We start from the raw sequence: 24,423 nt of genomic DNA on the forward strand, positions 1-24,423 counted from the left end.
GGGGGCCCCCCGGGGCCACCCCCAACCGCCCCCCCGGGGCGCCCAACCCCCCCCCCCCCAACCGGCCCCCCCCCCGGGTCGCGCCGCGCCGCCCCCGGCCCCCCCCACGGGTCCGTTCGGCATTGTTGGTTCGTTGGCCGGATCGAGTAGTTCGTTACGCACGCACTGGTCGTGTGGCGGGCCTACCGTGGGGTTCTGCGCCGAAAACCTCGGTGTGGTGGGCTAGGAGACCAACGATGATCGACATCATCACCCTCCGCGGAACCGGCGAGCCGCGGAACTCGAACGGGGCGCCCGCGGGAATGCTGTACGACGTCACGAAACTGCTCGATACCGAACGCTTCTCGTTCTTCGAGCCGAACTGGCCCGCCTCGGTCGGGCCGTCGCCGGATGTGTGGGGGTCCTCGCTGGACACGTCGGTGCGGCTGGGCACCGCCGCGGGGGTCAAGGCGATCCAGGATTCGCCGAATGTCTGTGGGCTGCTGAGTTATTCGCTCGGCGGGATCTGTGCGAGCCACATCCTGGAAGGGGTGCGCTCGGGTAGGTACAAGAACACCGACGGGTCGCCGCTGGAGATCGCGTTCGCGGTGAATATCGCCAATCCGTTGCGCCGGGCGGGGCAATCGGTGGGGAATCTCTGCCCGCCGTCGACCTACGGCCTGCATGGTCAGCGGGGTGCGTGGCCGGCCGCGGTCGCCGTTCGGGAGTATGCCAATCCGGGCGACATCATCACCGCCGCGCCCGCCGATTCGCCGCTGCGCTTCATCGACGTCGGCATCTCGCCGTTCTCGTTCCTGGAGGGTGCCCGGATCGGCAACCTCGGTCCGCTGATCTTCGCGGAGCTGCTGGAGTGGTTGATGCATGATCCGATCGCGAATCTCGATCGATACGCCGCGGCTGTTCGCGGGATCGTCGGGTATCTGACGCCGTGGCCGGACGGGCAGCATGTTTTGTACTCCGGGCACAACATGCCGGGTACCGATCATTTGTGGACGACCGACGCGGCCGACTACATCAACGACAACTTCTGATCGGTTTCCTCGCATCACTCGGAGGGAATCGAGTCGGTTCGCCCGGTTTGCTGGGCGCTCAGAAAAGATAGCTACGGTGTCGCTGTGCCTCCGCTTTGATCTCTCGAGAGCTGTCGGGCGCTGCGTGTCAAGAGCGCAGGCCGTCAGTATTCCGTAAACCCATTCCGCGGCGGAAAGGTGCGATCTGCGGGCCTAGCTGGTCAGATGTCCAGTGAGACCTTTTTGTCCATTGACGGGCGTGTGTCGCTTCCCAAACCTGGAAGCATGACCAGTTACGCGAGATGCGGAAAATTAGCTACCGCACGTGCTTCGGTCGTACTGCGTGCACCGTCCGCCGTGCGCCCGGTGCACGATCCGCCGTCCGGCGGGTGTTCCGCGGCCTGTCCACCCGGGCCGCGATCACCGTTCCCGCCGGGCGCGGGCGTCGGGCAACGCGCGTATCTGTGCTCTCGCGACGCCGGCGGCGCAATCCTCGTCCGTCGCGCGACCGCCACCGGAATCGCCGGTCTGTGGTCGCGGACGGTCTGCGCGACCGGTGCGCCCGACCGGCGAATTCGCCCCCATTCGAAGAGCTTCGCGCGAGTACTGCCCGCCCGGTCCGATCCGGCCGCGTACTCGCTGCACCACCTCGATCGAAAGGTCCTCGTATGTTTGCAACACACAAACGTCGCCGGGTAACCGCGCCCGGCGCGCACCGCAAGGGCCGCTACGCGGCCGCCGCGGTCGCCTCGCTGGCCACCGTCCTGTTGTCGACCGGCCAAGCCGCCGCCGAATCGCCGGTTCCCCCGAACCCGAGCGACATCGTTCCCGGAGTGAACTCGATGGTCGCCATCGCGGTGCCGGAAATCCGCCGAGCGGTGACCGAGTTCGGCGACTCGGTGCCACCCCCCACCGGGGTGCCGGAACTCGATGACCTCGCGGCGACCTGGGCCCCGGTCGCGCAGGACGTGCTCGCCCAGGCGCTCTCCGCACTCGGCCCGGTGCCGGCCGCCCCACCGGCCGCCGGCCCGGGCGAGACGATCCACGACCTGACCGCGCCGGAGCCTTTGTCTGCGCCCTTGGGTTCGACATCCGACGACTCGGCCGGCCCGACCCCGAGCGTCGCGACACCGCAGCCGATCACCGAACTGGCCGTGGTCGCCGGGAAACTCGCCGGCACCGCGGACCTGAGTCAGCTCGCCGATGCGGCTGTGCCGACCGGGCCGCTCGGCCAACCCGTCCGGGACTTGCTCGTGTTCGCGGACGAAGCAATCGAACAGGCCGGCCTGCGCCGCGACCTCCTGGGCACCCCGCTGGAGAACATCGCCGACCAGGCCCGCAGCCTGTTCGACTTCCCGACCTCCGGACCCGACCCCACCGAGGAGCTACGCGATCTCCTGAATCCGCCGCTCGGGCAGGCGAACGGCGGCGGGGATTCGTTGCTCGGCCCGGCTACAGGCCTGTCGAAGCTTGTCGGCGATCCGGTCGCCACTGGCCTCGGTTCGCAATTGAGCGCGTTGCTCGGACAGGCGACGGCTGGTGCGGACCCGTGGTCGGACTTGGCTATTGGCATGCGACAGTTCATCGGTAGTCCTGCGGCCGCCGGCCTCGGCTCGTTGCTCGGACAGGCGACAGGTGGTGGGGATCTGTTGTCGGGCATTGTTTCCGGCGCGCGAGTGCTGCTCGGTGATCCGGCTGTTGCGGTCGGATCGGTGTTCGACCTGAGCACGGCGCGCGGCGGGCTGGACGGCGGTGGCGTGGTGGGCAGGCACGACGCGATGCTGCCGTTTCTTGATCTGCCGATGATCATCGGTGGGGGGCTGGTCCTCGGCACCCTGGCGATGGGCGCGGCCGCGGCGCTCGCGGTGCTGGCCGCACCGGAGATCATCGGTGCGCTGGCGGTCGGCGCGGTTCTGCTGGCCCCGATCGCGATTCCGGCGGTCCTCGGGATCGGCGCCGTGCTCGCCGGTCTCGAAGTGCTGGCCTTGCCGTTCGAGATCGCCGTTGCGGTGCCGGTGCTCGGTGCGCTCGCGCTGGGAGCGGCGGTGCTGTTCGGGGGCGCGGTGCTGGCGGCGCCGGAGGTGCTGGGCGCGCTCGGTTTGGGCGCCGCCGTGTTGCTCGGTGGTGCGTTGCTGGCCGCTCCGGAGGTGTTGGCGGTGCTCGGTCTGGGTGCCGCGGTGCTGTTCGGCGGTGCGTTGTTGGCGGCGCCGGAGGTGCTCGGGGTGCTTGCGCTGGGTGCCGCGGTGCTGTTCGGTGGCGCGCTGTTCACGCTGCCGGAGGTGCTCGGGTTCGGTGTGTTCGTGCTCGGTGCGCTGGCCGGTCTGGCGGCGGGCGGTGGTGCCGGGCTGCTCGTGGTCGGCGGCATGATCGCCGGCGCGATCGGCACGGTGCTGATCGGCATGCTGATGGCGGGCTCGGCTGCCGCCGCGACGGCCGGCGCCGGGATGGCGCTGGTGACGGTGATCGGTGTCCCGCTGCTCGAGTTCGGCGTGCCCGCCGCGTTCGTGGTGCTGCTGACGCTCGGGATGCTGTCGATGCTGTTCCTGGCGATTCCGGTGCTGGAGGAGCTGGAGGGCGTCGCGCTCTTCGAGGAGCTGATCGGGTCGCTGCTGACCGGATTCGCGCCCGAGGTGCCGCGGGCCACGCCGTCGCCGTTCGGTGCGGCTCCGCGCACTGCCCCTTCGCCTTTCGGCGAGGCGCCCTGGACCGCGCCGTCACCTTTCGGGGAGCCTGCTCCTCGTACGGTGCCGTCGCCCTACGGTGAGACGGGCCCAGTTCCGCCGCAGTCGCCGTTCGGCGAATCTGCCCCGCGCACAGCGCCTTCGCCGTTCGGTGAGAGCGGTCCGCGCACTGTTCCTTCGCCCAATGGCGAGGCCACGCCCACGCCTTACGGCGAGACCGGACCGCGTAACGCGCCCTCGCCGAACGGTGAAACAGGTCCGCGCACAGCGCCTTCGCCCAATGGCGAGAGCGGCCCGCGCACGCAACCGGGGCCGTACAGCGAGCCCGCTCCGCAGGTTCAGCCGCGGCCCTATGCCGAGCCTCGAGTGGAGCCAAGGCCGTACACCGGACCCGCGCCGCAGTTCGAGCCCAGGCCGTATGTCGAGCCTCGGCCCTACTCGGCGCCCGCACCGGGGCCGTACAGTGAGCCTGCTCCGCGCGTAGAACCGTGGCAGTACAGCGAGCCGGCGCCGCGGATCGAGCCCGGACCGTATGTCGAGCCGTGGCAGTACAGCGAGCCTGCCCCGCAGGTTCAGCCGCGGCCGTACGCGGAGCCTGCGCCGTACCCGCAGCCGTGGCAGTACTCCGAGCCCGTGCCGCAGCCGTACGCGCAACCTGCCCCGCAGCCGTATATCGAACCCGCGCCGCAACCGTACGTTCCGGCACCGCAGCCGTACGCCGAACCGTGGCAGTACAGCGAACCCGCTCCGTACGCGGAGCCGGCACCACGGCAGTACGCGGAGCCTGCTCCCTGGCAGTACTCGGAACCCGCTCCGCGGCAGTACATCGAGCCTGCACCGCAGGGAGGGCCGCGCGCATACGGAACCGCGTACACGAACTCCGTTGCACCGCAGGTGGATAGCGAAGTGAGCCACGGACCGGACGCGAATGACCGCGAACTGGTAGCGGTCTGAACCTTGATCGGACGGACCATTTGTCCGTGGTCGTCCGTGGCGGACTTCGCGTCCGCCACGGACGGGGTCGTCGACCACACCTACTCGCTCGCAACGCAATACGACGAACATAGGAGTTCGAGGTGAACCCAAACCTGGATACCAGGGCCGAGGGATTGCTCGATATCGGTTCCGCGCCGATCGGGTTCGGCTACTACGCGCGGAACGTCGGTGACACCGAAACCGCATCGCCTGCGCACGTCGGCTGGTGGTCTCGCCACCGGCGGCTCACGATCGGCGTCGGCATGATGCTGGCGGCGGCGCTGGGCTTCGTCCCGGCGGTGCAGTTCGCCGTCCTGCTGGTGCAGTCGTAGCGAACCGGGTGGCGCGCACCGTGCGCGCCACCCGCAGCGCTGTGGACGCACCTTGAACATACCGACTGGTATGCTCGAGCGGCTGGAGAACAGCGTTCGCTCAGCTCAGCACGCAATTCCTGGACACCCGACCCCACGGTGGTGAACATGCGATTGTCCGATTCGCTGGTCTGTCCCAACCCGACGCGTCCCCGCGGATAACCACCCGTGGTCGACCAGCGAAACGCCGCCCCGAGCCGGGCCGAAGGCCGCCGCCTGTTCGCCGACCGGCTCAGCGACCTGTTCGCCGCGGCCGGTGGACCCCCGTTGAAGTCGGTGGTCAGAGCCGCCAACGCCCGCCTTCCGCAGGGCGCGGGCAAGATCACCTTCCAGCGGATCAGCGACTGGCGGCGCGGCCGGCGCACGCCGGCCGTGTTCGACTCGGTCCGTCCGGTGCTGGAGGTCCTGATCGCGGACGCCCGCAGACGAACACTGGAGAACCCACGGATCGACCCCACGCTGCTCGATCTGGAACGCTGGCACCAGGACTGGGAGGCGGCCAAGGTCGAGCCGCCGGGCGTCGACGCCGATCGCGCACCGTACCGCGGTCTCCAGTCGTACCGGTTCGAGGACAGTGACCTGTTCTTCGGCCGTGCCGACGCGAAACAGCGCCTGCTCGAGCTGATTTCGGCGGTCGAGTCGACCGATCGACCGGCCGCGGCCCTCCTGCTCGGTCCCTCCGGCATCGGCAAGTCGTCCCTGCTCGCCGCCGGGCTACAGGCCGCACCGGGGCCGCGCACCCCGATCGCCATGACCCCGGGCCACGACCCGGTGGCCGCCTTGGACGCCGCGCTCGCGGACCAGCCGTCGGTCCGCAGGCTACTGCTCATCGATCACGGCGAGGAACTGTTCACGCTGTGCACGGATGACGCTCTGCGCCAACAGTTCCTGCGCAGGCTGACCGCCCTCGCCGATCCCGCCGCCGAGCCGCCGACCACCGTCGTCGCCGCGTTCGACCTCGCCTTCCTGCATGAGCTGCTGCACGCCTTCCTGCGGTACTCGTGGACGGTGGAACCGCTGCGCCAGCACGCGATGCTGCTCGACCCGATGACCCTCCCGGAGCTGCGCGAGGTGATCGTCCGTCCGGCCGAGGCCACCGGCTTGCGCGTCGACGACAGTCTGGTCGAGGTGGTGTTGCAGGATCTGGGCGCCATCCAGGCGGACAGCGCGTTCCGGCTGCCGCTGTTATCGCTGGCCCTGTCCATGACCTGGGCGAATCGCCACGGACGCACGCTGACCGTCGACGGCTATCGCGAAGCGGGCGGCCTGAGCGGGGCTTGCGCGGTCGGCTGCGAGTCGGTCTGGGCCCAGCTCACCGACCGCGAGCAGTCGACGGCCCGGCAGGTCCTCGTCGCGTTGACCATCACCGAGCCGACCGCCGTGGTACGCAACCGGATGCCGGTCGAACTGCTGATCGAGGAATCGGCGGATCCACACGCCGCCCGCGCCGCGATCACCAAGCTGATCTCGGGCCGAATCCTGGTGCAGCACAATGACGATATCGAGCTGGTGCACGAGCTGTTGCTCACCGGCTGGCCCCGACTGGCCGAATGGCTTTCCGAGGAGCGGGAATTCGCCGCCGACCGGCAGCGCATCGAGGCCGATGCCCGCGAGTGGGCGCGGATGGAACGCCCGATCTCGCTGCTGTACACCAAAGCCCGACTGGAGAACGCGACCGGGTGGATGCGGCGCACGGAGTCGTCGAACCGGCTGGCGCGCGAGTTCGTCTCGGTGTCGCAGGCCCGGCATCGCGCCCGCACCATCCGGTGGCGGATCTTCCTGTCCGCCGTCGGCGTGCTCACCGTTATGGCACTGGTGCTCTCGGTCGTGGTGGTCGGTCAACGCGCGACTGTCACGCAGGAGCACAAGGACACGATGCTCAGCCAGCTCGTCGACCAATCCGAGCGCGTGGAGAACGTGAACCCGGTGCTGTCCACCCAGCTCGCGCTCGCGGCCTACCGGCTCGACCCGGCGGATCCCGCGGCCAGGGCGCGGCTACTGGCCGCTCAGGTGCAACCGATCGAACTCGTCACGGCGCCGGCCCACGACGGGCCCATCCGCCGCCTGGCCTTCAGCTCGAGCCACCGCCTGGTCGCCACCGCGGGCGACGACGGACTGGTAAAGCTCTGGGACATAGCGAATCCCAGCACCCTCACCCAGGTCGGACCGTCCCTGAGCGGGCATCGAGGCCCCGCCGAATCGGTTGAGTTCAACCAGGACGGCACCATGCTGGCCACCCTCGATTCCGGTGGCACGCTACGACTCTGGGACATCCACGAGCCGGCGAAGACGAGCCTGGCCGGTACCTTCGACAACGGCACCCGGCTCACCACCGTCGCCTTCCTGCCCGGCGGTCGCACCCTGGCGGTCGGCGGCGACGACGGAACCCTGGCCTTCCTCGATATCACCGCACCGCAAGCCATCCGGCGGCTCGGCGCGGTCCTCGGCGCACACCCGACCGCGATCAAGTCGATGGCCCTGGCGCCGGACGCGCCGGTGCTCGCCACCGCCGGCGACGACCACACCGTGCGCCTGTGGGCCGTCGACGGTACCGAACAGCCGCGCCCGGTCGGCGCTCCGCTCGACAGTGGGGGAGTCGTGCAGGCCCTCACCTTCGGCGCCCTCGGCCGGCTCGTCGCGGGCACCGCCGACGGGCAACTGCTGTTCTGGGACGCTCGCGACCGCGATCGGCCGCAGCTCGTCGACCGGAAACAGACTCGTCCCGTGCCGATTTCGGGGCTCCAGTACTGGCTCGACGGCCGCGCGCTGGTGGTCACCGACTCGGGCGGCACCGCCAGGGAATGGAACACCAGCCGCCTCGATCGCGTGTCACCCGTCGTCCTGGACCTGGTGAACAGCGACTCGCTGCAGTTGCTGGTGGTGGTCACGAACACCACCGCGATCAGCGCCGGCGCCGACGGAAAGCTCCGCACCTGGAGCCAGGCGGGCGCGCGCCTGCCCATCGCGTTCGCCAGCTCGCTCACCTCGCTCGGCTTCGATCAGGCGGGCAAGACCCTGGTCGGTGGGTTTCGCGATGGCGAAGCGGCGGTGTGGGATACCACCGCACCGCTGCTCAGTTCGATGCTCAGCGAGGTACGGGCTGGCCCGCCGGATCGCCACGGGACGCGGGTGGCACTGCGGCCGGACGGTACCCTGCTGGCCACCACCGGCGTCGACGAGGTCCGGCTGTGGAGTCTGGCCGACCGGGCCAGGCCCGCGCCGCTGGGCGCGGTGCCCGCCACCGAGCCGATTGCCTTCGCCCCGAAGGGAGAACGTTTGCTCACCGGCGTGGGCCACCGGTCGCTGCAACTGTGGGATGTCGCCGATCGAGCCGCCCCGCGCCCGCTCGGCGGCCCCTTGACGACCGGCCACGACCGCGAACTCGAACTGGCCGCTTTCGCCCCCGGCCGCCCCGTGGTGGCGGCCACCGCCGACGATGCGCGAATCTACCTGTGGGACACCACCGATCCGGCCCGGCCGGCCGCACTCGACCTGCACGGCGCGAAAGCCGGCGCCCTGCTCTTCGCGCCCGATGGCCGAACCCTGTACAGCGGCGACGACAGCGGCATGATCCGCGCGTGGGATATCACCGTCCCGGCACAAGCCCGCGAACTGGACGCCATCCGCGCCCACGCGGCCGCCATCCGAACGCTGGCCATGGACGAATCCGGTCACCGCCTGGCCTCCGGCGGCGCGGACGAGACGGCCCGCCGATGGGACATCACCACCCCGTCCCACCTGCGCGCCTACGGCGACCCGATCGAGGCCAAAATCGGCTGGACCTGGTTCCTACGCTTCGACCCCGCCGACGAATCCCGCCTACTGGGCGTAGGCGACCAACTCTCCACCCTCTGGTACACCGACCCGGCCGCGGTAGCCGCCAAACTGTGCACCGCCTCGTCCGCCATGCGCGACGACCAGCAGTGGCGCACCCTGCTCCCCGCGGTCCCGTACACCAGCCCGTGCTGAGTTCCCGCACGGGCTCGCGAACTCAGTCGCGGCGCCGGACCGAGGCTTCGACGAGATCGAGTACCGCGGTGAGGTTTTCGTTGGTGTGGCCGGAGGCGATGCGGGCGATCAGGCCGTCCAGCACCAGGTCCAGGTATCCGAGTAGGACATCGGTGGGCACGTCGTCGCGCAACGCGCCCGCGGCCTTGCGGCGCTCCAGCCGGGCCAGCGTCGCCGCGGTCAGCTCCGCCGAGCGCTGAGTCCACCCCGCACGGAACTCAGGATCGGTGCGCAGCCGCCGCGCGATCTCCAAACGCGTTCCCAGCCAATTGAATTGCTCGGGATGAGCGAGCATGTCCCGCATCACCCCGACGATGCCCTGGTTGGCCGCGACGTCGGCCATCCGTTCGGCGTCTTCCTGCGCCAGCGCGAGGAACAGCGCGTCCTTGTCCCGGAAGTGGTGGAAGATCGCGCCGCGGGACAGGCCGATCTCCTCCTCCAGCCGCCGGACCGTGGCGCCCTCGTACCCGTATTCGGCAAAGCAGCGCCGCGCCCCGTCGAGAATCTGGCTGCGCCGGGCGGCGAGGTGATCATCACTGACTTTGGGCATAGCGGGCGTGCTCCTCCAAGAGGTGTGAGAAGTCCGCGCACCGCCAAAACGCGGTGCGCGGACCCTCGACTAACGGCGTGTGCGTGATCAGCCGCGAATCATGTTGCGCAGCACGTACTGCAGGATGCCGCCGTTGCGGTAGTAATCGGCCTCACCGGGGGTGTCGATCCGGACCACGGCGTCGAAGGTGATCTTGTCACCGTTCTCCTTGGTGGCGGTGACCTTCAGGGTCTTCGGCGTCGTGCCCTCGTTCAGCTTGGTGATGCCCTCGATGTCGAAGGTCTCGGTGCCGTCCAGCTTCAGCGACGCGGCCGACTCACCGGCCGGGAACTGCAGCGGAATGACGCCCATGCCAATGAGATTCGAGCGGTGGATGCGCTCGAACGACTCGGTGATGACGGCCTTGACGCCGAGCAGCGAGGTGCCCTTGGCCGCCCAGTCGCGCGAGGAACCCGAGCCGTACTCCTTGCCACCGAGCACGACCAGCGGGATGCCCGCGGCCTGGTAGTTCTGCGCGGCGTCGTAGATGAAGGCCTGCGGGCCGCCGTCCTGGGTGAAGTCGCGGGTGTAACCGCCCGAGACGTCGTCCAGGAGCTGGTTGCGCAGCCGGATGTTGGCGAAGGTGCCGCGGATCATCACCTCGTGGTTACCGCGACGCGAGCCGTAGGAGTTGTAGTCCTTGCGCTCGACGCCGTGGCTGTCGAGGTACTGCGCGGCCGGCGTGCCCGCCTTGATGTTGCCCGCGGGGGAGATGTGGTCGGTGGTGACCGAATCGCCGAGCAGGGCCAGCACCCGGGCGCCGCTGATGTCGGTGACCGGCGCCGGTTCCTGCGGCATGCCGTCGAAGTACGGGGGCTTGCGCACGTAGGTGGAGTCGGCGTCCCAGTCGAAGATCTTGCCCTCGGGGGTCTCCAGCCCGCGCCAGCGCTCGTCACCCTTGAACACGTCGGCGTAGGACTTGACGAACATGTCCTGGCTGATCGCCGTGCCGATGGTCTCCTCGATCTCTTTCGAGGACGGCCAGATGTCCTTCAGGAACACGTCGTTGCCGTCGGCGTCCTGGCCGAGCGCGTCGTGCTCGAAGTCGAAGTCCATCGTTCCGGCGAGCGCGTAGGCGATGACCAGCGGCGGCGAGGCCAGGTAGTTCATCTTCACGTCGGGGGAGATGCGGCCTTCGAAGTTGCGGTTGCCGGACAGCACCGCGGTGACCGAGAGGTCGTTGTCGTTGATCGCCTTGGACACGGCCTCCGGCAGCGGGCCGGTGTTGCCGATGCAGGTGGCGCAGCCGTAACCGACCAGGAAGAAGCCGAGCTTCTCCAGGTAGGGCCACAGGCCTGCCTTGTTGTAGTAGTCGTTGACGACCTGCGAACCCGGCGCCATGGAGGTCTTGACCCACGGCTTGGAGGTCAGGCCCTTCTCCACGGCGTTGCGCGCGAGCAGCGCGGCGCCGAGCATGACCGACGGGTTGGAGGTGTTGGTGCAGGAGGTGATCGAGGCGACCACCACCGCGCCGTGGTCGAGCACGAAGTCGCCGTACTCCTCCGAGGACACCTTGACCGGCTTGCTCGGGCGGCCGACGGCGCCGTTCGCGGCGGACGGGATCAGCACCGCGTCGTCGTCGGCGAAGGACAGCACGGCCGGATCGCTGGCCGGGAAGGACTCCTCGATCGCCTCGTCGAGATGCGTGTGCGGGGTGGCGGCGGCGGGGCCGCTCTCCGCGTCGTTGGTGTAGTTGTGGATGTCCTTGCGGAACGCGGTCTTGGAGTCCGACAACAGGATTCGGTCCTGCGGACGCTTCGGGCCAGCGATTGACGGGACCACGTCGCCCAGGTCGAGCTCCATGTACTCCGAGTACACCGGCTCGTGCTCGGCGTCGTGCCACATGCCCTGTTCTTTGGCGTACGCCTCGACCAGCGCGAGCTGCTCGTCGCTGCGGCCGGTCAGGCGCAGGTAGTCGATGGTCACCTCGTCGATCGGGAAGATCGCTGCGGTGGAACCGAATTCGGGGCTCATGTTGCCCAGGGTCGCGCGGTTGGCCAGCGGCACCTCGGCGACGCCCTTGCCGTAGAACTCGACGAACTTGCCGACCACGCCGTGCTTGCGCAGCATGTCGGTGACGGTGAGCACCACGTCGGTGGCGGTGACGCCGGGCTTGATCTCACCGGTCAGCTTGAAGCCGACGACGCGCGGGATCAGCATGGAGACGGGCTGGCCGAGCATGGCCGCCTCGGCCTCGATTCCGCCGACGCCCCAACCCAATACGCCGAGGCCGTTGACCATCGTGGTGTGCGAGTCGGTGCCGACGCAGGTGTCCGGGTAGGCCTGGCCGTTGCGGACCATGACGGTGCGGGCCAGGTGCTCGATGTTGACCTGGTGCACGATGCCGGTGCCCGGGGGGACGACCTTGAAGTCGTCGAACGCGCCCTGGCCCCAGCGGAGGAACTGGTAGCGCTCGCGGTTGCGCGAGTATTCGATGTCGACGTTGCGCTCGAGCGCGTCGGCGCGGCCGAACACGTCGATGATCACCGAGTGGTCGATGACCATCTCGGCGGGCGCGAGCGGGTTGACCTTGTCCGGGTCGCCGCCGAGGGTCTGCACGGCCTCACGCATGGTGGCGAGGTCGACGATGCACGGCACGCCGGTGAAGTCCTGCATGATCACGCGGGCCGGGGTGAACTGGATCTCGATGCTCGGCTCGGCCGAGGCGTCCCAGTCCGCGATGGCGCGGATGTGGTCGGCGGTGATGTTCGCGCCGTCCTCGGTGCGGAGCAGGTTCTCCGCGAGGACCTTGAGTGCGTAGGGGAGTTTCTTGGTGCCGGGCACGGCGGAGAGGCGGAAGATCTCGTAGGAGTTGCTTCCGACCTCGAGGGTGCCCTTGGCGCCGAAAGTATCGATACTTGTCGTCACGTCAGCTCCACTCGTCTGTGAGGGTTGGCCGTCGGCGGGGCTGTGCCGGCGGCTGGCTTGTTCGAGCGACCTGCAAGCAGTCGCTAGCGATGGTCTTTGCAGGTGCCCCGGCACTAGTCGCGCCGGTTCCTCGCGCTACGACCTTAACAGTACGCTTGTCCTGTGAGCGCATCGGCCCCGCCCGCTCAGTCTGCGCCAGTGCCCCGCGCGCAGCCGCGCGGGGGCGCGTCGCGTGCCGTCTGCGCATGCACCGACTCTCCGTCGCGTACTGTGCTTTCGGAGCCAGCCGGGTGGAGTTGCGCTCACTCAGCAGTGTTGGATGCACGTCGCCTCGGATGCCGATGCGGCTCGACAGACCGGATGGAAGATGACCGTCTCGCACACCTCGGTTCTCACCCCCATGGCCGCCGGCCTGCCGCCGAATGTCACCGACGAAACCGTCGCCACCATCAAAACCGACCTGGCCGACAACCATGTCGCCACGCTCGACGGCAAGGACCAGACGGAACTGGCCGCCGTCGCCGCCGACGCGAACGCGCACGGAATCCCGCTGAACATCGTGATCGTGCCCGGTGCCCCCGGCCACGAAAGCCTGCGTGACCTGGCCACCACGATCGGCAAGGATGAGCAGGGCACCGTCCTGGTGCTGAGCGACGACTGGGCCGGCACCTACAGCGACTCCATCTCCCGGGTCCGGCTGGAGTGGGCCGAGGACAAGGCGAAGTTCAACGGCGGACACTCGGCCGAGGCGGCCCAACAGTTCGTTGCCAAGCTGGAGCAGCCGGAGGCCGTCTCCTGGACCGCGATCGCCAGTGTGTTGCTCGCGGGCACGGCCGCGGTCGTGATCGGGCTCTACTTCGTGAAGTCGCGTCGGCGTGCCGAACCCGCCACGCCGGTGAGTGTTTCAGATTCGGACGGCGATCGGACCTCCACCGTATAGCTGGTTGCTAACCAGCTACTTTTCCTGACGACCGGTATGTAATACCGCTCGGAAACCTCTGCCGCATCCGGCTATTTTCAGGCAACGGCAAAATTACGCGCCTGTCATTCTGTGGCTGGAGTTCCTTTGGTGACTCGAGTGTCGTACGGTCGTGTAGTTACCGATGGGGAAGAAGTGTTGTCAGGGGTTATCTGCCCACCATCGAGCCGGTAGGTGCGGTTGGTGCTCGTGGGGCGTTGCTGGGTTCGGGTCCTTGGGAGGTGCGATGCGCAACAACGGCGAAGCCGCCTATCGGCGTCCGCTGGGGATCGCTCTGGGGTTGCTGGTGTCGGTCGCGCTCGTCCTGGCCGGACCCGCCGCCGCGGTGCCGCCCGCCCCGCCGAACCCGAGTGACGGCGAGATCGCCGGTGCCGGAGCCCAAGTCGACGCCGGCGTGACCGAGGTCGGCGGACTCATCAATCAGGTCGCGGTGGTCGAACAGCAGCTGCAGCAGCTCGACAGCGAGGTCGCCCGCAAGCGCGAAGAGGTGAACAAGGCGCTCGTCGACCTGCAGAACGCGCGCGACGCCGCCGACGCGGCCGCCGCCGTGGTGGAGCAGACCCAGCGCGAATTGGCCGACGCCGGAACGAAAGTCGGCGCGGCCCGGCGCAACTTCGACCAGTTCGCCGCCCAGGCCTACACCCGCCCCGCGGCCGAGTCCATGGTCGTCTACCTAGCCGCGGCCACGCCGGCCGCCGCCCTCGACCAAGCCCAGCTCCTATCCTTGGTCTCGAAGAACCAGCAGCAGGTCCTCGACGGCCTACGCCGCGCCCAGATCGATCAGGGCAACAAGAATTCCAGTGCCCGCCAAGCGAAGTCGGACGCCGACGCGGCCGCCGCGGCCGCCGAGCAAGCCAAGCGCGACGCCGAGCAGGCGGTGGTCGCCGCCAAGGCCGCGCTCGACCAGCAGACGGTGCAGCGCGACAACCTGCAACGCCAGCGCCAGGATGCGCAGAATCGCTTGGACTTCGCGCGACAGAACGTCGCCGGTTTACAAGGACAGCGGGACGCCTATTTGAATTGGGAGCAGCAGCGTAAGGCCGAAGAGGCCGCGGTGCGCGCCGCCGCCGCGGCCGCCGCCGCGCGCGCCGCCGCCGACCAGAACGCCCAGGGCCGGGCCGGCCAGCTCGGCGACGGCAAGCGCCCGCACACCCAAATGGAGAATTCGCCCCCGCCCCGCCGCAGCACCCCGCGTCCGAGCCTGCCGTCGGTGAGCGGCTCCGCGGCGATCGAGACGGTGGTCGACCGCGCCATGTCCCAGCTCGGCGTCATCTACGCCTGGGGCGGCGGCGACGAGGACGGCCCGACCTACGGCATCCACGACGGCGGCGTCGCCGACAGCTACGGCGATTACAACAAGATCGGCTTCGACTGCTCCGGCCTGATGATCTATGCCTTTGCCGGGATCGGGGTTTCGCTGCCGCACTACAGCGGGTACCAGTACAACGCGGGCACTCGCGTGCCGGTCGATCAGCGCGCCCGCGGCGACATGCTGTTCTGGGGTGCGAACGCCAGCGAGCATGTCGCGTTGTACCTGGGCAACGGGCAGATGATCGAGGCGCCGGAGTCCGGCGAGGTCGTCCGGGTGACGTCGGTGCGCGAGGGTGGCATCATGCCGTACGCGGTGCGGATCGTCAGCTGACGTCTATCCTTCGCCGTGCCGCGGATCGACCGAACCGGACAGCTGAAAGCTTTGAATTCCCTTCATGTCGGGTCCGGTTGCGGCACATACGGCCATTACCTGGAATAGTTGTGGCAGCACGCACAGGACCAAGGCGAAAGCGGGGATGTTGGTGACTTCGACAGACGGTGTGAGCGGGGCGAAATTGGCGAAAGATGCGCCAGCGTCCACGCCCGACACCCTGGAGCGTGACGTCCAGGCCCTGGAGAAGGCGATCTACGAGGTCAAGCGGGTAATCGTCGGCCAGGATCGGCTGGTCGAACGACTGCTCGTGGGCGTGCTCGCGCGTGGTCACGTGTTGCTCGAAGGTGTGCCCGGCATCGCGAAGACGCTGGCCGTGGAGACCTTCGCCAAGGTGATCGGCGGATCGTTCTCCCGGGTGCAGTTCACCCCGGACCTCGTGCCCACCGACCTCATCGGTACCCGTATCTACCGGCAGGGCCGCGAGGAGTTCGACACCGAGCTCGGCCCGGTCGTGGCGAACTTCGTGCTCGCCGACGAGATCAACCGCGCGCCCGCCAAGGTGCAGTCGGCGCTGCTCGAGGTGATGGCCGAGCGGCACGTCTCGATCGGCGGCAAGACCTACCCGATGCCCAACCCGTTCCTGGTGATGGCGACGCAGAACCCGATCGAGAGCGAGGGCGTGTACCCGCTGCCCGAGGCGCAGCGCGACCGCTTCCTGTTCAAGGTCGTCGTCGACTACCCCTCGGTCGAGGAGGAGCGCGAGATCATCTACCGGATGGGGGTCACCCCGCCGGAGGCGTCGCGCATCCTCACCCCGGAGGACGTGGTGCGCCTGCAGCAGGTCGCCGCCACCGTGTTCGTGCACCACGCGCTGGTCGACTACGTGGTCCGGGTGATCGCGGCGACCCGCAAGCCCGCCGACTTCGGCATGCAGGACGTGGCCAGCTGGATCGCCTACGGCGCCTCGCCGCGCGCCAGCCTCGGCATCATCGCCGCGGCCCGCGCCGTCGCGCTGATCCGCGGCCGCGACTATGTCGTGCCGCAAGACGTCGTCGAGGTCATCCCGGACGTGCTCCGGCACCGCCTGGTGCTGTCCTACGACGCGCTGGCCGACGAGATCAGCCCGGAGGAGGTGATCAAGCGGGTGTTGCAGACCGTCGGCATGCCGCAGGTCGCCCCGCAGGCCGTCGCCCCCGGTGCGCCCGCCGCGCCGCCCGCCGGTCCCGCTGCGCCGCAACAGCTTTCGCAGCAGAACGGGCCCGCGCCGCAGCCGGCCCAGCAGCCGCAGCAGCAGGGTGCGCCGCAGGCCGTTCCGCAGCCGCCGAACGGGCAGCAGTCCCAGCCCGCCGGCAACGTTCAGAACAAGTGACCGCAGCGCCGGAACCGCTTCCCGTAGCGTCAAGGTCTCCCCACGCCCCGCCTTCTTTCCACGCGGGCGAGCTGACCGACCCACGGCTGACCGCGGCGCTGAAAACGCTCGAGCTGACGGTGCGCCGCCGGCTCGACGGTGTGCTGCACGGCGACCACCTCGGCCTGATCCCCGGACCCGGCTCCGAGCCGGGCGAGGCGCGCACCTATCAGCCGGGTGACGATGTGCGGCAGATGGATTGGTCGGTCACCGCCCGCACCACCCATCCACACGTGCGGCAGAGCATCGCCGACCGGGAGCTGGAAACCTGGATGGTGGTCGACCTGTCGGCCAGCCTCGACTTCGGCACCGCCCTGTGCCAGAAGCGCGACCTGGCGATCGCCGCCGCGGCCGCCATCACCCATCTCACCAGCGGTGGCGGCAACCGGATCGGCGCCGTCGTCGCGACCGGCGAGGAACTGGTCCGGGTGCCCGCGCGCAGCGGCCGGGTACACGCGCAGTCGCTGCTGCGCAGCATCGCGACCACCCCGCACGCCCGCGACGGCGTGCGCGGCGACCTGCGCGGCGGCATCGAGTCGCTGCGCCGCCCGCAGCGCAAGCGCGGCCTCGCGGTGATCATCAGCGACTTCCTCGGTGACATCGACTGGCAGCGTTCGCTGCGCGCCATCTCCGCGCGCCACGACCTGCTCGCGGTGGAGGTGCTCGACCCGCGCGACCTGTCGCTGCCCGACGTCGGCGACGTCGTGCTGCACGACCCGGAGACCGGGCGCACTCGCGAATTCAGCGTGACGCCCACGCTGCGCGCCGATTTCGCGGCCGCCGCGCAACGGCACCGGAATCAGGTCGAAGAGGCGTTGCGCAGTTGCGGCGCACCGGTGCTCACCCTGCAGACCGATCGGGACTGGATCTCCGACGTGGTCCGGTTCGTGTCCACCCGGCGCCACAGCTTGGGCGCCCCGACCGGGCGGGTGCCACGCCAGTGAGTATTTCGCACTTCACCGCGCAGATCTGGCTCGGTTTCCTGGCCGTCGTCGCGCTGATCGCGCTCGGCTACATCCTGGTCCAGCGCAGCAGGCACAAGCACATGCTGCAGTTCAGCAACATGGAGCTGCTGGAGAAGGTCGCCCCGGCGCGGCCGAGTCAGTTCCGGCACGTGCCGGTCGCGCTGATGCTGGTCGGCCTGGTCTTCCTGACCGTCGCGGCCGCGGGCCCGACGGCGGTCAAGAAGGTGCCGCGCAATCGCGCGACCGTCATTCTGGTGATGGACGTTTCGCTGTCCATGGAGGCGACCGACGTGCCGCCGAGCCGGTTGCAGGTCGCGCAGAAGGCGGGCAAGGAGTTCGTCGACGGACTCACCCCCGGCATCAACCTCGGCTTCGTCACCTTCGCGGGCACCGCCTCGGTGATGGTCTCGCCGACCACCAACCGGGAAGCCGTCAAGGCCGCTATCGACAACATCAAGCTGGCCGAGCGCACCGCGACCGGCGAGGGCATCTTCACCGCGCTCAATTCCATCGACACCCTGGCCTCCGTGCTCGGCGGCGCGGAGACCCCGCCGCCCGCGCGCATCGTGCTGATGTCGGACGGTAAGCAGACCGTGCCGGACGACAAGGACATCGACAATCCGCGCCACGGCTTCACCGCCGCGCGCCTGGCCAAGAACAAGAACATCCCGGTGTCGACGATCTCGTTCGGCACCGAATGGGGGTCGGTGGAGATCCCGGACCAGGACGGAAAAGGTTCGCAGCGGGTCAAGGTGCCGGTCGACAACGACTCGTTGCGCGAGATCGCCAAGCTCTCCGGCGGCGATTTCTACACCGCGTCCAGCCTCGCGGAACTGACCGCGGTCTACGACACCCTCGAACAGCAGATCGGTTACGAGATGACCAGGGGCGATGCCAGCAGGCCGTGGCTGTTGCTCGGCATGCTGCTGGTCGCCGCGGGCGTCGTCACCGGATTGCTTTATCGTCAACGCCTGCCGTAACGCCTGCGACTTGTGGCATCTACCAAGCGGTGGAGCCGAGGCGCGGCGTCCGAACCTCACCAGATAGGTTGATCGTCATGTCGAACATCACATCCCGATCCGTCCTCGTCACCGGCGGTAATCGCGGCATCGGGCTCGCGGTCGCCCAGCGGCTGCTGGCCGACGGCCACAAGGTGGCCGTCACGCATCGTGGGTCGGGCGCGCCGGAAGGCATGCTCGGCGTGAAATGCGATGTGACCGATAGTGCTTCGGTCGATGCGGCGTTCAGCGAGGTCGAGGAGAAGCAGGGGCCGGTCGAGGTGCTGGTCGCGAACGCGGGCATCACCGACGACACGCTGCTGATGCGGATGACCGAGGAGCAGTTCACCAAGGTCATCGACGCGAACCTGACCGGTGCGTTCCGCTGTGCGAAGCGGGCCAATCGCGCGATGCTGCGGGCGCGGTGGGGCCGGATGATCTTCCTCGGCTCGGTCGTCGGCCTCGGCGGTGGCCCCGGCCAGATCAACTACGCGTCGTCCAAGGCCGGTGTCATCGGCCTCGCGCGTTCGATCACCCGCGAGCTCGGCTCGCGCTCGATCACCGCGAACGTGGTCGCGCCCGGCTTCATCGAGACCGATATGACCGCGGAGCTGCCGCAGGATCTGCGCGACACAGCGAAGAAGTTCATCCCGTTGCAGCGCCTCGGCCAGCCCGAAGACGTCGCGGCCGTGGTCAGCTTCCTGGCCTCCGAGGATTCCCGCTACGTGTCCGGCGCGATCATCCCGGTCGACGGCGGCATGGGCATGGGCCACTGACCTGACGGATCCCGCGGCCGGCGAAACCTCGGCGGCCGCACGCAATTCCACACTCGACTCCAGGAGAACCGAAAACTTATGGGCGGACTGCTCGAAGGTAAGACCATTCTGGTCACCGGCATCATCACCGACTCGTCGATCGCGTTCCACGCGGCCGCCGTCGCGCAGGAGCAGGGCGCGAAGGTGATCATCACCGGCATTCCGGAGCGGCTGCGGCTGATCGACCGGATCGCCAAGCGGCTGCCGCAAGAGGTCCCCCCGGCCATCCCGCTCGACGTCACCAACGAGGAAAACCTCGCCGAACTGGCGGACAAGGTGCGCGAGCTGGCGCCCGAGGGCGTCGACGGCGTGCTGCACTCGATCGCGTTCGCGCCGCGCACCCTGATGGGTCCGGAGGCGCGTCCGTTCCTCGAGGGCCCGGGCCCGGACGCGGCCAAGGCGTTCGAGATCTCCGCGTGGAGCTACGCGTCGCTGGCCCGCGCGGTGCTGCCGGTGATGAACGAGCGCGGCTCGATCGTCGGCATGGACTTCGATCCGCGCACCGCGATGCCGTACTACAACTGGATGGGTGTGGCGAAGGCCGCGCTCGAGTCGGTCAACCGGTACGTGGCGCGAGAGGTGGGCGCCGCCAAGAAGATTCGCTCGAATCTGATCGCCGCGGGCCCGATCAAGACCCTGGCCGCCAAGGCCATCGCCGGCACCGCGACCGACGATGCCGCCAAGCTGAACCAGCTCAACGAGTACTGGGACGGCGCGTCCCCGATCGGCTGGGACGTCGACGACCCGACGGTGGTCGCCAAGTCCATCGTCGCGCTGCTGTCGGACTGGCTGCCGGGCACCACCGCGTCGATCATCTACGTCGACGGCGGAGCCAGCCACAACACCTGGTTCCCCGAGGGCATGTCGATCAACTGATCTCTGAGGAGGGCATTGTGGTTCGGGCTGCGGATGCGCTGCTGCTGCTGTCCTTCGGCGGCCCGGAACGCCCCGAGGACGTGATGCCGTTCCTGGAGAACGTCACTCGGGGTCGGGGAGTGCCGCGCGAACGGCTCGAAGAGGTCGCCGAGCACTACCTGCACTTCGGCGGCGTCTCGCCGATCAACGCGCTCAACCGGGACATCATCGCGGCGGTCGAGGCCGAATTGGCCACGGCCGGCATCGATCTCCCGGTGTACTTCGGTAACCGGAACTGGGCTCCGATGGTGGAGGACACCGTCGCGCGGATGGCCGCCGACGGTGTTCGCTCCGCTCTGGTGTTCCCCACGTCGGCGTGGGGTGGGTACTCGGGATGCCTGCAGTATCACGAGGACATCACCAGGGCGCGAACCGCTTTCGGCGCCGATGCCCCGGATCTGGTGAAACTGCGTCAGTACTTCGATCATCCGCTGTTGATCGAGGCGTTCGCCGACGCGATTCGGGCGGCGCGGGAAGAACTTCCGGCGCACCGGCGCGCGGGTGCTCGGCTCGTGTTCACCGCGCATTCCATCCCGATCAGCGCCGACACCGCCGCGGGACCGCCCGCCGACGGTGGGCACCTGTACAGCCGCCAGGTCGCCGAGGCGGCCCGACTAGCCGCCGCCGCAACCGGTTTCACCGACTACGATGTCGTCTGGCAGTCGCGCTCCGGCCCGCCGCAGGTGCCGTGGCTCGACCCGGACATCGTCGATCATCTCGACGATCTCGCGGCCAAGGACGTCGAGGCGGTCATCGTCTGCCCCGTCGGGTTCGTGTCCGACCACCTCGAGGTGATCTGGGATCTGGACAACGAGGCGAAGGAGCGGGCCGCCGAGCTCGGCATGGCGTTCGCCCGCGCCGCCACCCCCGGCACCGATCCGCGCTTCGCCCGGCTGGTCGTCGAACTGATCGATGAGCAGTTGAACGACACCGCTTCCCGGCACCTCGGCGAGGTGCCCGGCTACGGATGCACCGTGAACGGCGCACCCTGCGCCGTCGGTTGCTGTGCACCGCAGCGGCGGCCAACGTCCGCCGAGTGACGCGAATCGGATTGCGATAGCATCGCTTCGCCTTCGGAGAAAGCCGAAGCGGGGCGAAAGATGAAATTGGATGATCTATACCGAAATGTTGACCACCGGGCTGCTGGATCCGCAGGTCTGGTCCGACCAGAGCGTCTGGGCGGCCGGCCTGGAGACGACCGAAGCTCGGCGCCGTAGCCATGGGGGGAGCAGCGGCGGTTCGTGGGTGGTCGGGTTCGTGTGTCTCGGCCTGGTTCTGCTCGGCATCGTGGTGCTCGTCGTGATCTCACGCAAGAAGAACTCGAATCAGCAGCAGCAGACGCAGTTCCCGCAGCAGCACAATGCGCCGCAGCCGTATCAGCAGCCGTATGGCGGGCAGCAATACCCGGGCCAGCAGCAGCAATATCCTGGTCAGCAGCCGTATCCGGCGCAACAGCAGCAGTATTCGCCGCAGCAGTATCAGGGACAGCAGCCCTATCCGGGCCAGCAGTACGCGCCGCAGCAGCAGTATCAGCAGCCGTACACGCCGCAGCAGCCGCAGCAGCAGTACCCGCAGCAGCCGTACCAGTAGCCGCCGGCGCAGTACCGAGCTGATTCACCGAGCTGTCCGCCGTTTTCAGAACCCGACGGCGGACAGCTTCGTGTAGACCCCGGGGAAGCCCGGGCGGGCGGCGCCCTTGCCCCATGAGGTGAGGCCGGCCAGTTGTCCGTCGACCAGAAGCGTTCCGCCGCTGTCGTATTCGGCGGTGTCGGCGGCGGGGGAGCCGGCGCACAGCATCTCGTTCGGATCGAACGCGGAGCCGTACGCGGCGGCGCAGTCGGCGTCCGGGACGAGCGGGACGGTGGCGCTGCGCAGATGGGTGTTCGACTCGTCGGACTCCGAGGTGGCGCCCCAGCCCAGAATCGTTCCGGTGTTCCCCTGTGCGGCGGCGACTTTCACGAACGGACCGGGTTGCGGACGGTCCAGGGTGAGGATGGCCAGATCGTTGTGATGGACGGCCTCGCCGTCGAAGTCGGTGTCATGGAAGCCCGGGTGGATCCGAATGTCCTTGACGTGCACCTCGACTCCCTCGGAGTCGCGTAAGTCGGTGCGGCCGAAGGTAACCGTGACCGCCTGGGCGACCACCTGGGCGAGCGATACACAATGCGCCGCAGTGAGCACCTGATCCGGCGAGATCAGCGCGCCACCGCAGAACTGGCCCGACGGCCGGGTGAAGAACAGCGGACTACCGACCGCGCCGAGCCACGGATAAGCACTTGCCTCGGCCTCGGCACCACCGACGATCGCCGAAGCGGGCGCCGCGGCGGGCAGGCCGAGGGCGATCAACGTGGCGACCAGGGTCGCGGCACCGCGACGGGGAAGTTGCATGTTATACCACCTGCCGGTCGAACTCATTGCGAGCTGCGGGCGGCCGCGTGGATGGCTACCAGGCGGGCGGCGCGGATTGCGTCCCAGAGCGGGCGTAGTAGGGACTCCTGGGTGTTGATGGCGCTTGCGGAGGTCGGGGAGGACGCCGGTTCTCGTTGTGCCACTGTGAGTATTGCTGCTACGTGGTCGGCGGTGTCGAGAATCTTCCTGGCGCGCAACGGGATCGAGTCCGGATAGTCGTGTCGCGAGTAGTCGGCGAGTTCGGCCTCGATGAGTTCGCGCGGGTCCGAGTCGGCGGAACCGACCGACGTCGTATGCAGTTGCAGCAGTGCGTCGGCCGCGTCGCGGACCGCTTCGCGCATCGCGTATTCGGCCTCGCCGAGCGACATGTCCTGGCCCGGCGCCGGGGGGATCGGCGTGCTGTAGACGGCCCACTGCAACGTGTCCTCGTCGGTCCACTGCGGGATCAGGCCGGTGCCCTCGGCGCCGGGCACGCCGATCAGCAGGCCCTCCTCCGCCTCGATCGCGTCGGCGGCGAAGGCGGTACCGGCGGGCAGGCCGCGCACGTCGCCGGGCACCGGCAGCACCAGCCGCAGCTGCGCGCCCGGCTCGGCCATGCTTTCCCGAATCACCTTGAGCAGCGCCATCATTCCGGTGCCGGGCAGGTTGCCCCTGGACGACCACGGCAGGTCGGTGCGACCACCCGTGACCGGGTCACCGGCGGCGATGGTGTGCTGGGGCGCCCACGCGTGCAGGGCCTCCAACACGTCGTCGGGCGCGCTACAGCCGGCCAGCCAGGAGCCGGCCCACACCGTCAGCGTGGCACTAGGAGAGCACATAATTATCGAGCATAAAGGGTGACGGTTATTCGCGGGCATTCCCGGAAAGAGCATTCCTGAGCAGCGGCGCGAGCGACCAGGTTGGACGGGTTATTCCGGTTCTGTGACGAAGTCGATGAGCCGCTCGACCGCGCCGATGAGCGGAGCCTCGAGGTCACGGAAGGACTCCACCGAGCCGTAGACCCGTCGCCAGCCTTCCTGCGGGGTGCCCCAGCCGAGCCGATCGCAAATGCCTGTTTTCCAGTCTTCGCCGCGGGGCACGTTCGGCCAGGCCTCGATCCCGACCGTCGCCGGCCGCACCGCCTGCCAGACGTCGATGAACGGATGACCGGTGACGAGCACGTGCGGTCCGAGTCCGGTGGTGAGCTGAGTCTCCTTCGACCCGGTGACCAGATGATCGACCAGCACCCCGACCCGGCGACCGGGTCCCGGTTCGAACTCGGTGAGGCGCTCGCCCAGATTGTCCAGGCCTTCCAGATGTTCGACAACCACACCCTCGACCCGCAGATCGTGTCCCCATACCCGCTCGACCAGCGCCGCGTCGTGCACACCCTCCACCCAGATCCGGCTGGTCCGGGCGATCCGGGCGCGCAGGCCCTCCACCCGGGTGGACCCGGACGCCGAACGCGTCTGCTTCTTCGGCGCGGCGGCCGTCGGCCGGACCAGGGTGACCGGCTCGCCGTCGATCAGGAACGCGGCCTCGCGCAGCGCGAACAGCCGCACCGCGCCGCGCGCGTCCTCGAGTTTCACGAACTCGCCGTCGTAGCTGCGATCGAAACCGACCACGGCGCCGCAGAATCCGGTGGCCGCGTCCTCCACGACCAGGTCGCGGTCCGCCGTCACCTGCGGTACCACCCGTTTTCTGGCGCGTGCGTGGCCGGCGAAGATGTCACCGCCATAGCTGTCATGTCCGCTCACCCGCCCGAACCTAGCAGGCGGGGAAGCACATTCGGCCCGCGCACGCGGTGC

General features: G+C 68.9%; 18 protein-coding genes. 13 read left to right on the top strand and 5 right to left on the bottom strand.

Going from position 1 to position 24,423, the window contains the following annotated elements; all coding sequences use genetic code 11:
* Positions 1-236 precede the first annotated feature (236 nt).
* The 4 genes from ACFQ9K_RS24315 (at position 237) to ACFQ9K_RS24330 (ending at position 9,006) form a co-directional block, all read left to right on the top strand.
* The gene (locus tag ACFQ9K_RS24315; RefSeq protein WP_378726873.1) at positions 237-1,031 is read left to right on the top strand and encodes a hypothetical protein; all 795 of its coding nucleotides are present in this window, start codon (positions 237-239) and stop codon (positions 1,029-1,031) included.
* Positions 1,032-1,678: 647 nt separating this feature from the next.
* On the top strand, positions 1,679-4,645 hold the full coding sequence (locus tag ACFQ9K_RS24320; protein WP_378726875.1) for a hypothetical protein: 2,967 nt from the start codon (positions 1,679-1,681) through the stop codon (positions 4,643-4,645).
* 122 nt (positions 4,646-4,767) lie between these two features.
* Entirely contained in the window at positions 4,768-4,998 is a 231-nt protein-coding gene (locus ACFQ9K_RS24325; protein ID WP_378983638.1) for a hypothetical protein, read from the top strand.
* Between the two features lie 207 nt (positions 4,999-5,205).
* Positions 5,206-9,006 carry an NACHT and WD repeat domain-containing protein gene (locus ACFQ9K_RS24330; protein WP_378726911.1) on the top strand — a complete coding sequence of 1,267 codons (3,801 nt, stop codon included), beginning with the start codon at positions 5,206-5,208 and terminating at the stop codon, positions 9,004-9,006.
* Positions 9,007-9,028: 22 nt separating this feature from the next.
* On the opposite strand, the gene ACFQ9K_RS24335 is transcribed toward ACFQ9K_RS24330, so the two are convergent.
* Both ACFQ9K_RS24335 and ACFQ9K_RS24340 read right to left on the bottom strand, forming a co-directional pair.
* The gene (locus ACFQ9K_RS24335) at positions 9,029-9,595 is read right to left on the bottom strand and encodes a TetR/AcrR family transcriptional regulator (protein WP_147132001.1); all 567 of its coding nucleotides are present in this window, start codon (positions 9,593-9,595) and stop codon (positions 9,029-9,031) included.
* A gap of 87 nt (positions 9,596-9,682) precedes the next feature.
* Positions 9,683-12,502 (bottom strand): aconitate hydratase, encoded by a 2,820-nt coding sequence (locus ACFQ9K_RS24340; protein WP_378721376.1) that lies wholly within the window; start codon positions 12,500-12,502, stop codon positions 9,683-9,685.
* Positions 12,503-12,869: 367 nt separating this feature from the next.
* On the opposite strand from ACFQ9K_RS24340, the gene ACFQ9K_RS24345 reads away from it, so the two are divergent.
* From ACFQ9K_RS24345 to ACFQ9K_RS24385, 9 genes are all read left to right on the top strand, one after another.
* The gene (locus ACFQ9K_RS24345) at positions 12,870-13,442 is read left to right on the top strand and encodes a DUF6676 family protein (protein ID WP_378721377.1); all 573 of its coding nucleotides are present in this window, start codon (positions 12,870-12,872) and stop codon (positions 13,440-13,442) included.
* A gap of 265 nt (positions 13,443-13,707) precedes the next feature.
* Positions 13,708-15,123 (top strand): NlpC/P60 family protein, encoded by a 1,416-nt coding sequence (locus tag ACFQ9K_RS24350; protein ID WP_378721378.1) that lies wholly within the window; start codon positions 13,708-13,710, stop codon positions 15,121-15,123.
* 145 nt (positions 15,124-15,268) lie between these two features.
* The gene (locus tag ACFQ9K_RS24355; protein WP_378721379.1) at positions 15,269-16,495 is read left to right on the top strand and encodes an AAA family ATPase; all 1,227 of its coding nucleotides are present in this window, start codon (positions 15,269-15,271) and stop codon (positions 16,493-16,495) included.
* Entirely contained in the window at positions 16,492-17,478 is a 987-nt protein-coding gene (locus ACFQ9K_RS24360; RefSeq protein ID WP_378721380.1) for a DUF58 domain-containing protein, read from the top strand. Before ACFQ9K_RS24355 ends, ACFQ9K_RS24360 begins: the two co-directional genes overlap by 4 nt.
* Positions 17,475-18,479: a VWA domain-containing protein gene (locus tag ACFQ9K_RS24365; protein WP_378721381.1), complete on the top strand. Its 1,005-nt coding sequence runs from the start codon at positions 17,475-17,477 to the stop codon at positions 18,477-18,479. The genes ACFQ9K_RS24360 and ACFQ9K_RS24365 overlap by 4 nt, the downstream gene beginning before the upstream one ends.
* A gap of 77 nt (positions 18,480-18,556) precedes the next feature.
* Entirely contained in the window at positions 18,557-19,273 is a 717-nt protein-coding gene (gene fabG1, locus ACFQ9K_RS24370; RefSeq protein WP_378721382.1) for a 3-oxoacyl-ACP reductase FabG1, read from the top strand.
* Positions 19,274-19,351: 78 nt separating this feature from the next.
* Entirely contained in the window at positions 19,352-20,188 is an 837-nt protein-coding gene (inhA, locus tag ACFQ9K_RS24375) for an NADH-dependent enoyl-ACP reductase InhA (protein ID WP_150404436.1), read from the top strand.
* Positions 20,189-20,205: 17 nt separating this feature from the next.
* Positions 20,206-21,267 carry a ferrochelatase gene (locus ACFQ9K_RS24380; protein WP_378721383.1) on the top strand — a complete coding sequence of 354 codons (1,062 nt, stop codon included), beginning with the start codon at positions 20,206-20,208 and terminating at the stop codon, positions 21,265-21,267.
* A gap of 70 nt (positions 21,268-21,337) precedes the next feature.
* Positions 21,338-21,817 carry a hypothetical protein gene (locus tag ACFQ9K_RS24385; RefSeq protein WP_378721384.1) on the top strand — a complete coding sequence of 160 codons (480 nt, stop codon included), beginning with the start codon at positions 21,338-21,340 and terminating at the stop codon, positions 21,815-21,817.
* Between the two features lie 45 nt (positions 21,818-21,862).
* On the opposite strand, the gene ACFQ9K_RS24390 is transcribed toward ACFQ9K_RS24385, so the two are convergent.
* The 3 genes from ACFQ9K_RS24390 to ACFQ9K_RS24400 form a co-directional block, all read right to left on the bottom strand.
* Positions 21,863-22,615 (bottom strand): serine protease, encoded by a 753-nt coding sequence (locus ACFQ9K_RS24390; protein WP_378721385.1) that lies wholly within the window; start codon positions 22,613-22,615, stop codon positions 21,863-21,865.
* Positions 22,616-22,638: 23 nt separating this feature from the next.
* Positions 22,639-23,454 carry a hypothetical protein gene (locus tag ACFQ9K_RS24395; RefSeq protein ID WP_378721386.1) on the bottom strand — a complete coding sequence of 272 codons (816 nt, stop codon included), beginning with the start codon at positions 23,452-23,454 and terminating at the stop codon, positions 22,639-22,641.
* 90 nt (positions 23,455-23,544) lie between these two features.
* Positions 23,545-24,372, bottom strand: a complete 828-nt coding sequence (locus tag ACFQ9K_RS24400; RefSeq protein WP_378721387.1) for a DUF3097 domain-containing protein — start codon at positions 24,370-24,372, stop codon at positions 23,545-23,547.
* Positions 24,373-24,423 lie beyond the last annotated feature (51 nt).

This window comes from Nocardia sp. NPDC056564, from assembly GCF_042793755.1.
Taxonomy (GTDB): domain Bacteria; phylum Actinomycetota; class Actinomycetes; order Mycobacteriales; family Mycobacteriaceae; genus Nocardia.